Annotated in this window: 18 protein-coding genes; 9 read left to right on the top strand and 9 right to left on the bottom strand. The window is 40.1% G+C overall.

The genetic code is table 11. From position 1 onward, the window contains the following. Positions 1-157 precede the first annotated feature (157 nt). Complete coding sequence (locus tag ABFG93_RS09295; protein ID WP_347552496.1) at positions 158-955, top strand: VLRF1 family aeRF1-type release factor; 798 nt, start codon at positions 158-160, stop codon at positions 953-955. Between the two features lie 130 nt (positions 956-1085). Here the strand turns inward: ABFG93_RS09295 and ABFG93_RS09290 are convergent, their stop codons facing one another. Further along, positions 1086-2252, bottom strand: coding sequence for a class I SAM-dependent methyltransferase (locus ABFG93_RS09290; protein WP_347552495.1), 1167 nt, complete (start codon positions 2250-2252; stop codon positions 1086-1088). A 101-nt stretch (positions 2253-2353) separates the two neighbouring features. On the opposite strand from ABFG93_RS09290, the gene ABFG93_RS09285 reads away from it, so the two are divergent. Continuing rightward, entirely contained in the window at positions 2354-2815 is a 462-nt protein-coding gene (locus tag ABFG93_RS09285; RefSeq protein ID WP_347552494.1) for a VanZ family protein, read from the top strand. A gap of 32 nt (positions 2816-2847) precedes the next feature. Here the strand turns inward: ABFG93_RS09285 and ABFG93_RS09280 are convergent, their stop codons facing one another. Both ABFG93_RS09280 and ABFG93_RS09275 read right to left on the bottom strand, forming a co-directional pair. Beyond that, positions 2848-3306, bottom strand: coding sequence for a TlpA disulfide reductase family protein (locus tag ABFG93_RS09280; protein WP_347552493.1), 459 nt, complete (start codon positions 3304-3306; stop codon positions 2848-2850). A 143-nt stretch (positions 3307-3449) separates the two neighbouring features. Next, complete coding sequence (locus ABFG93_RS09275) at positions 3450-4631, bottom strand: MFS transporter (protein ID WP_431522086.1); 1182 nt, start codon at positions 4629-4631, stop codon at positions 3450-3452. Between the two features lie 132 nt (positions 4632-4763). On the opposite strand from ABFG93_RS09275, the gene ABFG93_RS09270 reads away from it, so the two are divergent. After that, complete coding sequence (locus ABFG93_RS09270) at positions 4764-5156, top strand: OsmC family protein (protein ID WP_347552491.1); 393 nt, start codon at positions 4764-4766, stop codon at positions 5154-5156. Between the two features lie 57 nt (positions 5157-5213). On the opposite strand, the gene ABFG93_RS09265 is transcribed toward ABFG93_RS09270, so the two are convergent. Continuing rightward, positions 5214-5636: a pyridoxamine 5'-phosphate oxidase family protein gene (locus ABFG93_RS09265; RefSeq protein WP_347552800.1), complete on the bottom strand. Its 423-nt coding sequence runs from the start codon at positions 5634-5636 to the stop codon at positions 5214-5216. Positions 5637-5808: 172 nt separating this feature from the next. On the opposite strand from ABFG93_RS09265, the gene ABFG93_RS09260 reads away from it, so the two are divergent. From ABFG93_RS09260 to rlmD, 6 genes are all read left to right on the top strand, one after another. After that, positions 5809-7197, top strand: coding sequence for an MATE family efflux transporter (locus ABFG93_RS09260; protein WP_347552490.1), 1389 nt, complete (start codon positions 5809-5811; stop codon positions 7195-7197). Positions 7198-7273: 76 nt separating this feature from the next. Further along, the gene (locus tag ABFG93_RS09255; RefSeq protein WP_347552489.1) at positions 7274-7876 is read left to right on the top strand and encodes a YczE/YyaS/YitT family protein; all 603 of its coding nucleotides are present in this window, start codon (positions 7274-7276) and stop codon (positions 7874-7876) included. Positions 7877-8035: 159 nt separating this feature from the next. Further along, positions 8036-8824, top strand: a complete 789-nt coding sequence (locus tag ABFG93_RS09250) for a YfkD famly protein (RefSeq protein WP_347552488.1) — start codon at positions 8036-8038, stop codon at positions 8822-8824. A 60-nt stretch (positions 8825-8884) separates the two neighbouring features. Next, a complete protein-coding gene (pdaA, locus tag ABFG93_RS09245; RefSeq protein ID WP_431522085.1) occupies positions 8885-9667 on the top strand; it encodes a delta-lactam-biosynthetic de-N-acetylase in 783 nt (260 codons plus the stop codon). A 171-nt stretch (positions 9668-9838) separates the two neighbouring features. Further along, the gene (locus ABFG93_RS09240) at positions 9839-10144 is read left to right on the top strand and encodes a hypothetical protein (RefSeq protein ID WP_347552486.1); all 306 of its coding nucleotides are present in this window, start codon (positions 9839-9841) and stop codon (positions 10142-10144) included. 205 nt (positions 10145-10349) lie between these two features. Further along, complete coding sequence (gene rlmD, locus ABFG93_RS09235; protein WP_347552485.1) at positions 10350-11759, top strand: 23S rRNA (uracil(1939)-C(5))-methyltransferase RlmD; 1410 nt, start codon at positions 10350-10352, stop codon at positions 11757-11759. A gap of 308 nt (positions 11760-12067) precedes the next feature. Here the strand turns inward: rlmD and ABFG93_RS09230 are convergent, their stop codons facing one another. The 5 genes from ABFG93_RS09230 to ABFG93_RS09210 all read right to left on the bottom strand — a co-directional run bounded on the left by ABFG93_RS09230 (position 12068) and on the right by ABFG93_RS09210 (position 15579). Beyond that, the gene (locus ABFG93_RS09230; RefSeq protein WP_347552484.1) at positions 12068-12238 is read right to left on the bottom strand and encodes a YfhD family protein; all 171 of its coding nucleotides are present in this window, start codon (positions 12236-12238) and stop codon (positions 12068-12070) included. 81 nt (positions 12239-12319) lie between these two features. Beyond that, positions 12320-12394 carry a YfhE family protein gene (locus tag ABFG93_RS09225; protein ID WP_347552799.1) on the bottom strand — a complete coding sequence of 25 codons (75 nt, stop codon included), beginning with the start codon at positions 12392-12394 and terminating at the stop codon, positions 12320-12322. 152 nt (positions 12395-12546) lie between these two features. Beyond that, positions 12547-13101, bottom strand: coding sequence for a GNAT family N-acetyltransferase (locus ABFG93_RS09220; protein WP_347552483.1), 555 nt, complete (start codon positions 13099-13101; stop codon positions 12547-12549). Positions 13102-13414: 313 nt separating this feature from the next. Beyond that, the gene (locus ABFG93_RS09215; RefSeq protein WP_347552482.1) at positions 13415-14536 is read right to left on the bottom strand and encodes an amidohydrolase; all 1122 of its coding nucleotides are present in this window, start codon (positions 14534-14536) and stop codon (positions 13415-13417) included. A gap of 140 nt (positions 14537-14676) precedes the next feature. Then, entirely contained in the window at positions 14677-15579 is a 903-nt protein-coding gene (locus ABFG93_RS09210) for a TIGR01777 family oxidoreductase (protein WP_347552481.1), read from the bottom strand. Positions 15580-15634: the final 55 nt, after the last annotated feature.

Raw genomic sequence — 15634 nt, 5'->3', positions numbered from 1 at the left:
TAGAATAATTATCATGTTTTAATAATTTCATTCTACCATAAACCATTCTCATTGACTATATCTAATCTTACAATTAGATACGTATTATCTTACGTTTAAAATCAGGAAAAGAAAGGGAATGGAATTATTAACAAAGAGAACAAGAGGAGGAGATAACATGTTATTAACAGAAAAGCTTGATCAACTAAAACGTGCACAGGTGCAAAAACCAGATAAAGTCTTTACCCTATATTTAAATACAGACCGTCGTGATGCAGATCGCCAAAACGGCGAATGGAAGATCCAATTGAAAAATGGCTTCCGAAACTTTGAAGATTACTTGAAGCAGAGTGACAATAAAGAAGAGATGGCTAATTTTGAAAAAGTAAAAGAAAAGGTTCAGGATGAGATTAATCGTATAGAAAATGACTTAAAGCGCGGACTGGTTATCATTGCATCTTCAGACGATCAAATCTGGTTCGTTGAGAGAACGCAGGTACCGGTTGAAACCAACCTTTACTGGGAAGAAGAAGCACAGCTAGATCAGTTAGAAGAGTTGAGGAATCACTATCCGAACACAGGTATTATCCTCGTGCATTATGACTATGTACGTATCCTTGAAACGGAGCTTGGCTTCCTTACAAAAAGTGAAGAATACGCATGGGACCCTGATCAAGATAACTGGAGAATATATGAAGGGACGACTGGAAACGAGAACATTGCCGGTAACGGTAGTACCGCCCAACGCGAGCTTTATGAAGATCGCGTAAAAGCAAATCGGGAAAGATGGTACAAATCGATGGCAGCGAAGCTTGATAAAAAAGCAAAAAGCCGTCAATGGGAGAAAATTTACGTAGCTGGCGAAAAAGAAGAAGCAGGCGAATTAAACGAGTTGATGAACAAAGAAGCGGTTGTAGTTGGTAAAAATTATGCAGACAAACGAGATGATGAAGTAATTGATGCACTTGTATCATAATGTAAAAAGCACCCTTTATGGGGTGCTTTTTGTTGGTTTTATCCTCCTTAAGGGCAGTAACTCCACCTAAAGGTCCGATTGGTTCAACTAACCATTAGAGGGGATGTAGGAAGCCCCCCTCTGATGGAAGTTACTGTTTCATAGCCTTAACGGTAAACACTTTTGGGATACCACGGTCATTAAGTTTTATATTCGGTTCCTCAACGACTTGCCTGATAATAAGACTTTCATCCGCCATGCTTGTTAACACTTCTCCAAGCGTCCACTTTCGCTGAAGAACGACGTTTCCATCTTCGCTCGACAAATGTTTTTCATAAGCAACGCCTATTTTATGGATGGATGGATCAAAATAATTCCCATCTACCTTATGTTTCTTCCCTTTAGAAGTTATCAGTTTAGTAGAAACCGGGTGGAAATCCTGGAGAATGAATGTACCTTCTGGTGAAAGAAGACGTTTAACTACTTTGAAAAGCGGATGTAGATCAAGAAAGTAATGTAAGATCCCGAGTTCCATAACTACTACATCGAATTTTCCATTATGTTCAGGACCCAGTTTTAGAATATCTGATACATAGTATGAGATAGTGACACCACTTGCAACAGCCAGTTCTTTGGCGTAACGTTCATTCTCATAAGAAAAATCGATGACTGTAACGTCCGCTCCAAGTAATCCCATTGAAGTGGCTTTCATTCCGTGTGAACCCATTAAATTAGCCACCTGTTTTCCTTCTAGAGGAGGAAGATAGGGAATAAGAGATTTTAAACGTCCGGTTGGGTTCTCTTTTAATTTTACTGCTGCTTCCTGTGGAGATCCGAAACGATTAAGAAGAGCTTCATAATTCTGCTGGTTCCATGAAACTTGATTTTGCTCTGTCATGTTGTCCTGCATTGTTTTAAGATGCTCATTTACGATTTTAGTCCATTTAGGAAATGGTTGATAATAATAGAGCGAAAGACACGGTATTGTGTGATCGTTAAAGGGAACTTCGATTAAATAAGGGTTTGTACGAACGACTGTATTGTACGTGCATTCAACATTTACCATGTAGCCGTCGATCTCATAAACAACACAAGATCGGTCGGTAGAATGGATCGGTATAGAACCCCCGTATCGGTTGTTTAATTCTTTTGTGACGGACTCAAAACCATCCCATTGAACCGAAATCGCTATAGAATCAAGTTCAGTAAGGGCTCCTTGAAGCCAGAGTGCGGTTTCATTTATAAAGAAATAAGGAATGTTATAGTTGTTTAGTGCTGAAGAAAGCTGTAATATGACGTTTTCCTTTTGGTCAGGCATTTTTCCACCTCAATTTTGTTACATGAACATATTTTGTATAGAATACTATAGCATAAATGCAGGCCATCAGGCATCTTGAGAATAGGAGAGAAACATGAACTATGCAGACTCAGAATGAAGATGTACAAGCGGGGAAATGGATGAAGAAGAGTGGTGCATTCGCTTTATGTATTTACTTATTCGCTCTTTTCTACGCAACATTGTTTATTTATAATTACTATCCATATGGAAAATCGGTTAATCTCGTTTTGTTCGACAGTATCAAGCTGATGTGGGAGAGTGGGAGTTACTGGCTAATCTTCAAAAACATTATTGGCAATATATTACTCTTTATGCCGCTTGGTTTTTTAGTGCCAGTTGTTAGTAAAAAAGGTGAATCGATTCTACTCATCGCCATCATCGGATTAGTAACGAGTACTATTATTGAACTGCTTCAATATTTTATCGCTCAACGGATTTTTGATATTGATGATATTCTATTGAATGCTCTCGGTGCAGTTGTAGGCTATTTGGCCTTTAAGCTTTCGTTAAAGTTGTATAAAGTGATAAGGAAGACAAAATAAACAGGCAGTGATAAGCTGCCTGTTTATTAGTTCTAGTCTTCTTTTTTTGCTTTATCTAGAAGTTTAGTGATTCGTTTTGTTAGCATTTTGCGTCCTTCTCCACCAGCCTGGAAGTGGCGAAGCTTACCTTCTGAATCGAATACATAATATGCTGGGACGTACTGGTTCTCAAATGCGTCAGTAAGCTTGTGGTCACTGTCGACAAAGATTGGCTGACTAATATCGTGTTGATCTGCCACTTGTTTGATTTCATCAAGGTCCAGATCTTTTTCAGAACGAGGCATGTGCACAGCAACGACGTTCATGTCGTCCTTATATTCGTCACGGAATTCATTTACCATCGGCATTGCTTCTTTACATAGTCCACAGCTGATAGACCAGAAGTGAACAAGTGTGAGTGGTTTATTTCCTACTAGGTCCGCTTTTGCAACTTCTCCGTTAAACCATGCTTTCGCGCCTTCGAATTCAGGCATTTCTTCACGTAATTTCATCCTGTATCGACTCCTTTATCGGGAATTAATTATAATAATTATCAGATAATCACAATTATTATTATAGAATACATTCTATCAATAAGTCAACGAAAAGGGTTTTTGATTATAGTATTAAAATGGCTAATTAGATGTTTCTTTACTCATGATGAAGTTGAATAATTTGCAGTGTGGTCCTGACTGCGATGCATGGCAGTAGCGGTAAATAAGAATAGCAACATCCCACTGATGGCATAAAAGATACTACCTTCTCTAAACCAATCGATGAAGACTCCACCAAAATACGGTCCGAGTATACTACCAATGCCAAAGAATATACCAGCTAGAATGTTCCCTGTTGGTAGCAGGTTGTTTGGAAGGAGATCAGCTAAGTACGTAATACTTAAAGAAAACAATGATCCAACCATCATGCCTGCAAGAAAGAATAGGATAAAGAGAATAGGTACAGATGTAGTGAAAATGGCACCTGAGAAGCAAAGCCATCCAATTGAAATACTAATAAGTAAAATGGTTTTACGACCATATTTATCGCTTAGGATTCCTAGTGGCATTTGAAAAATGAGACTTCCAACGACAAATGCTGGGAGAAGAATAGAAACCGCATGTACATCAAGTCCTGCTCTAAGGGCGTAAACCGGGAAATTTCCGTGAAGAGAAGCTTCTAGAAACCCATAGCCGAAGGAAGGGAGCAGTGCTGCCCATCCAATTTTAAGAACATGACCGTATTTCGAGAACACTCTCCCTGAGCCCTCTGTTAGTGAATCTGGAAATTCATTTCGAATTCTTGCTAACATTAGCCACGTGAGTAGAGCAATTCCTGAAGCAAGGAGGAATGGTAAGTAGATAGAAAAGTTAACAAGAATGGTCGAGAGTGGTCCTGCAGCAAAGCCAAGACCGAATGCTGATCCATAAATAGCAATTTTTCGTCCCCGTTTTTCTTGTGGGGTAGTTGTCGTAATCCATAGTTGTGTAGCAAAGTGAAGCAGGTTGTCGCCAATTCCAACGATAATTCGAAGAACAAACCAGAACCAGAACGCCTGCCAGAATGGAATCAGCGTGATCGACACGATTACAAGAAGAAGTCCAACAGAAATGGCTGGTTTGTAGCCGAACTTGCGCACCGGTTTTTCGATGAAAGGTGATGCAAACAAAATGCCGATGTAGAGTGCAGAGGCATTTAATCCATTCATGCTGGAGGAAACGCCTGCTTCTTCTAACAATATAGATAAGAGAGGCAGTAGCATCCCTTGAGAATAACCAGAGATAAAAACAATGGAAATAAGGACGATAAAACGATAGCGATTTGTTTCAAACAAATAGTTCACACTCCATCTGGCCAAAAAAAGGAATTCTTATCAGTGCCATTATAATGGAATTGTTTGAAAAGAGCCACCGTTCGCATTTTCTCAACTGCTGTTTTAAAATAAGATCAAAGCTGATAAATAGGAGTGAGTAAATTGGAATTTAAAATGAAAAAAGAAGAAACTGGTTTTACAGCTGATTTTGAATACGGTAGGTTACATATTTCAGGTGATGAACAGTTTGGTTTTCGGCCATACCAGCTTCTTGTTTCATCCGTAGCGGTTTGCAGCGGTGGTGTGCTTCGTCAGATTCTGGATAAAAAGCGTATGGTATATAAAGATATCAAAATTAAAGCAGACGTTACCCGTAATGCCGAAGAAGCTAATCGGGTTGAGAAAATCAACCTTCACTTTACGCTAATAGGTGACCTTGATGAACAAAAGGTTGAGCGAGCACTCAAATTAACAAAGAAACACTGTTCGATGGCTCAATCCATCATAGGAAGTATTGATTTAGAAGAAACATTTGATATTGTTTATAGCGAATAACAAAAAGGGACACCAGACGAGGTGTCCCTTTTTGTGTTAGTACACAACTTCACTTATCTATAACTCAAGTGTTTCAGGTGTATTTTCTCCTTCATTCATAAGGCGAATCGTATCCGGAGTGATTTTAAGGACAACGTAGTTTGGATCCTCTGGAGATTCGAACCAGCGCTTCAATTGATCTCCCCATAACTTTTCCTTAGTTTCTTTTGAATCGTCAATTGTTACGTGACCCTGGACTTCTACATAGCGATCGTGCCAACCTTCGCCATCATATCCGAGAAGAACATGGACGTTGTGGTTCTGTTCAATATCTTCAACCTTATGTGTCTCTTTACTTGTTGGTGTCATTAACGTTAGTTCGTCATGGAAAAACGTCATGAATCTTGAATGTGGTTTATTATCCTTGACCGTGCTGAGTGTACCTACATAATGAGAATCAAAGATGTTCAGTACTTTATTTTTAATTTCAGATTGTGACATTGCCATTGGTAATTCTCCTTTCGAATTTAACTCCAGTCTTAATCTTCCTCTATTTATGAATTAATATGCCATTATTTACTATAGGTTATTGAAGCACATCGTTCCGTTTTTTCGGTGATGTACGAGGGTATACCAAATAGAGACTCTAATTTGAACTAAAGAAGGTAATCAGATGAATAAAAGCTACGATTTTACTCAGGGAAATATTACGAAGCAAATGGTTTATTTTTCTTTACCTATCTTTTTAACGAACCTCCTTCAAACGTCATATCAATTTATCGATAGCATCTGGGTAGGGAATTTACTTGGCTCCAATGCACTTGGGGCTATTTCAATAGCAGCACCGGTCATTTTCACAGTCCTTTCATTTATTATAGGTGTTAATAGCGCAACACTTACTGTTTTATCCCAACGCAAAGGGTCTGGTGATAAAAGAGGCTTAGTTGAATCATTAAATGCATTTGTCGTCGCTTTAACCATCCTATCGGTTACATTTGGGATTATCGGATTTATTTTCACTGATTCTATCCTGAGATTTTTAGGAACTCCAGATGAAATTTTCAACAGTACGAAAGTGTACCTTCGCATTAACTTCCTTGGAATTCTCTTTCTATTTGGTTACAACTTTATAGGGACAGTGCTTCGCGCACTTGGGGATAGTAAAACGCCGATTCGGTTTGTGTTCTTTGCGGTTATTTTAAATGCAGGTCTCGATCCGCTCTTTATCAGCTATTTCAACTGGGGAATTGAAGGTGCGGCATATGCTACCATTCTTTCTCAAAGTGCCGCCTTTTTGTACGGTGTGATTTATTCAGTCTGGAAGTCGAAGGTGCCCTTTACCATTCCTCATTTTCCAGATATGAAAGAGCTCAAGCTGATATCTAAACTCGGATTCCCTGCTGGTCTCCAGATGATGACGGTATCTGCAGGTGTAACAGCTATAATGGGAATTGTTGCAGGGTTTGGAACTCAAGTTGTCGCCGGTTTTGGGGCAGCGCAGCGTCTTGATCGGATCATTATGTTACCCGCCTTCACGCTGGGAGCAGCTGTTAACAGTATGGCTGGACAGAACATTGGTTCAGGTAAATGGGGGCGTGTTTCGGATATTTCAAAAAACGGGATTATTCTTATTTTGACCGTTTCTTTTACGATAAGTGCAATCATTTTTCTAAGCGCAGAATCAATGATTCGATTATTTATTAATGATCCAAAAACAATTGCCTTTGGTGAAACGTACTTAAAAACAGTCGCGTTTTTCTATCCTTTTCTAGGCATTAATTTTGTTTTAAATGGTGTTGTGAAAGCAGCAGGAGCAATGTTCCAGGTTCTTGTGCTTAATATTATTTCGTTCTGGGTACTCCGTGTGCCATTAACCTATTTATTCTCTCAATGGCTTGGTGCAGAAGGGATCGCTTATGGAATCGGAGTAAGCTTCGTGATTTCAAGTATTTTCGCGATTGGTTATTACCGTTTTGGCAAGTGGCGGACTATTGAGATCTTTGACAAAGAGCAAGAATCGAACAAAGAGCGCGATGAGGTTCCTGAAGGAAATAAAGCTTAAGAAATTGGAGTGGAAGTATCGTCTTATAGCTGTCATCTAAGGTACAATAACGAATGGGTGTATAGCGATAGAGAGGATGCGGAAGTTGAAAATAAAACGGTTCTTGTTCTATGTAATCGGTCTTTTTGTATTAACGGCAGGTATAACATTTACAATTAAATCAGATATCGGAGCGGGGGCATGGGATGCTCTCAACGTTGGATTAGCTGATACGATTGGATTGACGGTGGGAAGCTGGGTCATTATTGTAGGTATCATACTAATGTTTGTGAATGCTTTTCTGATAAAAGCATGGCCTGATTTTTTTGCTCTAATTACTATTTTGGTTACTGGAGTGTTTATTGATTTCTGGCTGCTTTATGTGTTTGAAAGCTGGATAGTGGAAGACGTTTTCCTTGCTTATGGCATTTTTATTGTTGGAATGATTTTCATTGGTCTTGGTATTGCCATTTATCTTCAGGCTAAATTTGCGGTTATTCCAATCGACGGGCTTATGCTAGCGATTCATCAGAAGACTGGATTAAGCATTCGAACATCCAAGACGATTGGAGAACTTATTGCCCTTCTGGCTGCCGTTCTATTTAGTGGTCCAATTGGTATGGGGACTCTTTTCATTACATTTGGCATTGGGCCACTCGTACAGTTCTTCTATCCTACTTTCGAAAAAATGAACGCTTAGGCGTTCTTTTTTTGTGGATAAATTCAGAAGGAATTCTATTTGAATGGAGAGAGTAAAGCCCTTTCTAATTTCTTGGATAAAAGATCTGCTTCTAGAAAAAAATACTCATAAGAGTCTGATGTGTTCCTTATGAACAGATGTATACAAAGGAGAATTGATATGAAGAAAATAGTTCTTATGATCTTCCTTTTAACCATGATCTTACCGTTAACAACGATGGCTAAGGAAGATAAGACGGCAGAAAAGAAATTAAAAGTTCCTGATTCTGCTGTTAATATCTCAAAAGAAAATACGTACCCAAACCCAACACAGGACCTTCCGACACTGCAGCCAAGTGAGTTGACAAAAGAATTAACGGAATCGACAGAGGTGACAATCGATAATCCTGAACTTATCCAGATACTGAATGATTCGTCGATTTCACCATCAAAACTAGCGATTGGATATCGAGCAAGCATTTACCTTGGTAAATGGGCCTTGAATTATGAATCGCATGAAACAAATGTCAACTGGCAATACAAACAGTCGAATGTGAATAGAGTTGACAATAGAGGTGGAACAGGCCCGGTGCAAATAACTTACCGCCAGGAAGAAGAAAAGAAGGTGAACGGTGGTTTAACAGCCTCGATACCGGATAGTGAAGATGTAAAGAAGATGATGATGATGAAGGCATCTGAGAAAACGAAGCTTTCACTTTCATTCCAGACGATGATTGGAAGAGATACAAAGAAAAGTAACGTCTACAATGTTGGTCCAAAGCATTATGGTACGCTTACAAGCTATGTGCCCGCTGTTAATGAAAAAGGTAAAGTAACGTACGGTGAAGTGTACCTTGTGTTAAAAGGAAGCAAGAAGAAAATAGAAGTGCGAAATGTAACCCAGCAGGGAATCGGTGCGTGGATCCCTGTGCAGGATTACTTGAGTTTTGAATTTTATACACGCCAATAACCAGCAGACATGCTGGTTTTCTATCGAAGAATGCCGTAGTAAAGGAGGGGCAATATGAGGATGGTGGCAATTGTTTTTGCCCTGCTCGTGAGCTTTACGTCAGTAGAAGCCCAAGCAGTAAGCAATGAGTCGCATGATTGGTATTTTAAACGAAGTAATGATCACGCTCCTGCAACAACGGAGCCCGAGTTCTTAGAAATGCTAACAAAATCAGGTGGGTATTTTATTGGAAACACTGATCAAAGAGAATTGTATCTTACGTTTGACAATGGGTATGAAAATGGCTATACAAGCGATATTTTGGATATTCTCAAGCAAGAGGAGGTGCCGGCGGCTTTCTTTGTAACGGGCCATTATTTAACGGATCAACCGGATCTTGTAAAACGAATGGTGAAGGAAGGTCACATTGTTGGTAACCATTCCTGGAGTCATCCTGATATGACAGCTATTTCTGACGACAGGATAAGAGAAGAATTGCAAAAGGTAAAAGAAGAATACACACGACTAACAGGTGATAAATCGATGCAGTACTTGAGACCGCCAAGAGGGGTTTTTAGTGAAAGGTCTCTCGCAACCTCAAGAGAAGAAGGATACCGCAATATCTTCTGGTCACTTGCTTATAAAGATTGGGAAACTAATAACCAGAAGGGCAGTAAATATGCTTATGATTCCATTATGAAACAGGTCCATCCTGGAGCTATTATGCTTCTTCATACTGTTTCAAAAGATAATGCAGAGGCGCTGCAAAAGGTGCTCCGCGATTTAAAGAAGGATGGGTATCAATTTAAAAGTCTCGATGAGCTCGTGTTTACTCGCACGCTACCGCGACCGCTTGCGCCTTAAGAGGACTGCCAGAAATGGCGGTCTTTTTTGATTGATTCAAGAAATATCTACTCTAACCGATTCCGCTTTTTGGATCTAGGCTGCAGTGCCTGACGGATCTAACCGGCCACTTTCGCTTTTCCTGGTCTTTTGCGATAATAAAGACTATATAACATGATCGGGGGCGATTAAATGTGGACTGTGAGCATATATCCTCAAGTACCGTATAATGTTGAAAGGTTATTTGACAGGGTTCGTATGGATCCTCTTCAATATATGGATTATGATAGAAGATTGCTGAAAGTTCCGCTTGTACTTAATAGTGGTGAAGCTGTGATCTCGGTTCAAGCTAAGGGAACAACAGAAAATCCTTTATTTGAGATTTCAGGAGAAGATGAAAGGCAGAAGGATGAAGTGATCAATTACGTGTCTTTTATCTTTGATTTTAATATGAATACACAGCATATTTCCGAAAGGCGTGGGACCATGGACGGTTGAGTGTGTGCTTCTTTTTGGTCTGGGCAGGAAAGATATTTTGCCAGCAGGTGACGTCGGCATTCAAAACGCGATAAAGAAGTGGTTTAAACTTTCTACCAAACCATCAAAAGAGGAACTTTACGAATATAATAATAAATGGTCGCCGTATTCGAGCTATGTGTCCATGTATTTATGGGAAAGCTTAAGCGGGTAGATAGAAGGAGCGATGAAAGTGAATAACAAAGAGGTAAAGGGGACAGGCCTTACGAAAGGGCAAACAATTCCCCTTACAATAAAACGATTGGGTATAAATGGAGAAGGTGTAGGATTTTTTAAGCGCACAGTCGTCTTTGTACCTGGGGCATTACCAGGTGAAGAAGTTACAGCAGAAATCACCACTGTTTTCCCGAATCGGGCTGAAGCAAAAGTGAAACGACTTCGCAAAAAATCAGGTGATCGAGTCACTGCTCCATGTCCTGTATATGAAGAGTGCGGGGGCTGCCAGCTACAGCATCTTAGTTATGAAGGACAACTTCGTGAAAAGCGAGATATTGTGGTTCAATCGTTTGAGCGGCATGCGAAGTTAAGTGAAAAGGACATTACAATCAAGCCGGTGATTGGAATGGAAGACCCGTGGAACTATAGAAACAAGAGTCAGCTTCAGGTTAGAAAACAGCAGGGCAAAGTGATTGCCGGTTTATATGGTGCTGGTTCACATGAACTAGTTGAACTTACAAACTGTCTCATTCAACATTCTGAAACAAACCGAGTTACTCGCCAGGTTGTCAAGATTCTGGAAGGTTTAAATATATCGATCTATCATGAAAAGAAACGGAAGGGGCTTGTTCGGACGATTGTAACGCGAGTAGGCTTTGAAACAGGTCAGCTTCAGCTTGTGCTCGTTACGTCTGAAGAGAACATCCCACGAAAAGAATTATTAATCAAAGAAATTAAAAAGCGACTTCCAGAAGTGAATTCAGTTATACAAAATGTAAATGGAAAGCGAACTTCGCTCATATTTGGGGAACAAACTTTTGTGCTTGAAGGAGAAGAGGTTATTCAGGAGTCTCTTGGTGACCTGCACTTTGAATTATCCGCACGTGCATTCTTCCAGCTAAATCCTATTCAAACAGTGAAATTGTACAATGAGGTTAAAAAAGCAGCTGAACTTTCCGGTCGTGAAAACGTGATTGATGCTTACTGTGGGGTTGGAACAATTGGGTTATGGCTTGCTCCTGATGCGAAAGAAGTTCGTGGGATGGACGTTATAAAAGAGTCAATTGATGATGCACGTAAAAATGCGAAACGGCATGGTTACGATTCCTTTGTGCAATATAAAGTTGGAAAAGCAGAAGAGTTAGTGCCGAACTGGATTAAAGAGGGCTTTAAACCGGATGTGATTGTTGTGGACCCACCACGAACAGGCTGTGATGATAAATTGTTATCCACAATGGTGAAAGCAAAGCCGAACAAAATCGTTTATGTTTCCTGTAATCCATCCACACTTGCGAAGGACGCCGCATTTTTAAGGAAGAGAGGATTTGAAATTGAGCAGCTACAGCCTGTCGATATGTTTCCTCAAACAGCTCATGTGGAAGTAGTGTCTGTATTCAAGCGAAAAGAGGTTATAAATTAAAGCTACCGCTATAGCGGTAGTTTTTCCAAAAAGTTTGTCTTTTCTTAACATTGTGACTGTTAACTTAAAATAGTCATTAACACTTTCCACAAGGTTATAAACATAATAAACAGTGTTATAGTGCGTTATACACAACTTTATGCACACTATCCACAGGTTAATGAAGTTTTTATCCACAATCCTTTGTGTTTATAACCACATGTGCTAGATAAAGGCTTGTTTGAATTATCCACATTGTTAACAGTGTGGGGATAAAGATGTCCACAACGTGCTTCGTTATAAAAAGGACCTAAGTAGGTCCTTTTAATTTATCTATTCTTTTTTGCTCGCTGATCAGCAGATCTTGCTCTTTCCGCTGCTTTTGCATCAGCAGTGTCAAATTCACTTGCGAATTCTACATCTTCATTCTGTGCTGCCGGAATTGGGTTTTGCGCCTGTCGCTTTTGTTTACCTTCTGATTCATTTGGACGCTTTGTCATCTTAATCAGCTCCTGTAAGTGTTTGGAGATCATCTCTCCACTAATTAGGATGGCATTTTCATATCATATTATTCATGAAAACTACTTTTGTCCAGCTCGATCAGCTCGTTTAAATTCACGACCAAACAATACATCCTGCGTTTTCGTAAGGGTCATTTTTGATTCTTTATTTTCTCTTCCTTTTTTCTTATCTATTCTAATCCCTCTCTTCCTTAAGATGGTACTAGCATTGCCATCATGAAGAGATCTATTCAGATGATGTTGGAGTGAAAGTTATCGAAATAAAAAAAGTTCCTACAAGTAGGAACTCAAGCTTCGAGTTGAACTTCAACTGATTCTCCACGATCGCGCATCGTGTGGAGTAAATAGTTGTCGCGTTCAATTTCGTATAGGTGATAGGATTTTTCTCCGGAGTTGATCTTCTCATATATTTCGGGCCATTTCTCGTTTGCTCTTCCTATATAAGGGATTTTTTCAGCAGCCTTTTGAGAGCGCACGTTGTCTTTATTAATCCGCATAAAGATGGTTTGAATGTGGTTATTGAAGAATAACTCACTGAAAAAGGCATCTTTCGCTAGTTGATTATAGCCTTTTCCATGATAGGGTGTTCCAATCCACGTGCCAAGAAACCCGGTTTGTTGTTCAATGTCAAACAGGTTAATGGTACCAATTGGGGCTCCCCATTCATCAAGGATCGTTCGTGAGATGAGTTCACCTTGTTCTTCAGCCTCGATTAGCTGTTTAGTTAAGAACAGGTATTCTTCGTAAGAGCTTGCTTTATGACGTACAAATGGGAAGACAGCTGGGTCAACCATCAAGTCAAATAACACATGACATTCCGACAGGTCACGATGTTTAATCATGAGTTTCCCTCCTGTCGAGGGCAGACTTTACCCCACCCTCGAATAATAGTATGTTGAATTATTATTCGGGGTGGGAATCGAACCCACTAGAACCAGTCATTGCTGGTGGCGCACCAATTGCCTTCCCATATTCATTTATCCCACCTTAAGGGGCATTAACCCTAAAGGTCCGATTGGTTCAACTAACCATCAAAGGGATAAATGAAAACTCCCTTTGATGGAAGTTTCACTTTTATGAAGTTGTTAGTTCATTTTATTTTAATTACAAAAGTATAATACTCGATTTTATTTAAAAAAGATACTATCTTTTCGTTTATTTTTTATGAATAATTTTACCATCAATCATCGTTAAAAGTGGACGTGCTTCGTAATGAAAAGGATGATGTGACCATAGCACTAAGTCGGCATCCTTGCCTGTGTCAATGCTACCTATACGGCTGTCTACGCCAAGGCTTTTAGCAGGGTTAAGAGTAATCCCTTCAAGGGCTTTTTCTTCACTTAATCCTTCACGAACCGCAAGGGCAGCACAAACATTGAGGTATTGAATCGGCACGTATGGATGATCGGTTGTAATGGAAACTTCTATCCCATGATTGTTTAGAATGCCATAAGTTGCCCATGTCTTGTTTTTTAACTCGATTTTGGATCGTCTTGTCATTGATGGACCGACAGTTACTTTTAAGTTCTGACCACTAAGCTCATCAGCGATCAAGTGCCCTTCCGTGCAGTGCTCAATCCTAAGGTCTAGATTGAATTCACGAGCGAACCTTACAGCGGTCAGGATATCATCAGCTCTGTGTGCATGGATCCGTACCGGAATCTCTCGTTTAAGTGCTGCAATAATGGGAGCAATACGAGGATGCTCCTTTCGATCAGAACGACTTGCATGATAGAATGCTTCACGTAGAAGTCCCATGATGCCCATGCGAGTAATGGAATCATTGTTAGAGTTACTATGAACTCGTTTTGGGTTTTCTCCAAGCGCAATTTTGAGTCCAGCGGTTTCCCTGACGATCATTTTCTCTACGTTCTTACCATATGTTTTTAAAACCGTCGTGGTACCACCAATAATGTTAGCGCTCCCGGGCATAACCTGAACAGATGTAACGCCAAATGTAATGGCATCCTTGAAGGCGACGTCAAGTGGATTTACGCCGTCAATCGCTCGAACGTGTGGTGTTAATGCTTCTACCGTTTCATTGGCATCATTGCCTGCCCATCCTGTACCTTCATCATAAAGACCGACATGTGTATGAGCATCGATTAAACCTGGAAGAAGGTGAAACCCTTTCCCATCAATCACTTTCATATCAGGATCTTCTGCAATAGAGGGAGCAACTTCATGAATCAGCCCTTCTTTTACAAGTACATCAGCACAAGGAAGAACAGGGGAAGAGATAGGATACACTCGTGCTTGTTTAATTAATATTGCCACATTATTCACCTATTATCTGTTAGTTTTTGTAGTGGGCAAAGTGCCCTAATTAGCTAGTTAATTTATTATATCCATTTACAATTTTGGATGCCAGGTCATTTGAAAAGTTATGCATATAGCGATAAATAAAACCTGCTGGTCTAGACCAGCAGGTTCTCAAGAGCATCTTTTAACTTAATATAGCGGAATGGGTACCCTAATTCTTTAGCTTTTTGAGGAAGAACGCACTGGCCTTTAAGAACAATGCCGCTTTTCTCGCCAAGTGCCGCTTGGACTGGGGCTTCAGGGACAGGCATCCAGTGAGGACGGTTGAGAACTTCCGCTACGGTTTTTCCAAAATCATTCATTCGTTTTGGCTCAGGAGCGGTCACGTTTAAGGGACCCTGAACTGATTCATGATCGACAGCAAAGCGGATCATTCCGATTACGTCACGGATATGTACCCAAGAATACCACTGACGACCGTCACCAAGCTTTCCTCCCATAAATAGTTTATATGGTAGAACCATCAATGGTAGTGCCCCTTCTTCACCAAGAACAATTCCAAACCGAGCCAGGACAGTACGAACACCGTGGTTCTGTGCATTCATTGCTTCATCTTCCCATTTCTTAGATACGTCTGCTAGAAAGTCTGTTCCGGGTTCGGTATCATTCTCTGTAAATGATCGGTCAAGTGATGAACCATAAAATCCCGTAGCGGATGCATTAACGAGAACACGTGGCTTTTGATCAAGTTTCTGAATGATGGAAATAATTTCTCGAGTTGAGGAAATTCGGCTATCCAGGATTCGTTGTTTTCGTTCTTCAGTCCAGCGACCACTATTAATGGATTCTCCTGCAAGGTTCACGACAGCGTGAAGATTAGTTAGTTCTTTTTCTGGCTCAGCATCTTCCTGAAGCCATTTTACATACGTGACGCTCTTTTTTGCTGGTTTATCGTCGGGATTGCGTGTCAGAATGTAAACAGAATGACCATCGTTAACGAATGATTCTGTAAGAGCACTTCCGACAAATCCTGTTCCACCTGTAATAGCAATCTTCATATTATTCTTCCTCCTCATGCTCGGTGTGTTTATAATAACTTCTTTACCCGTATTG

Origin of the sequence: Pseudalkalibacillus hwajinpoensis, from assembly GCF_039851965.1 — a bacterium.
In the GTDB taxonomy this organism is placed as follows: Bacteria; Bacillota; Bacilli; order Bacillales; family Guptibacillaceae; genus Guptibacillus; species Guptibacillus hwajinpoensis_E.
Note: the sequence above shows the minus strand (reverse complement) of the source record. Positions and strands in the feature narration are given on the sequence as shown.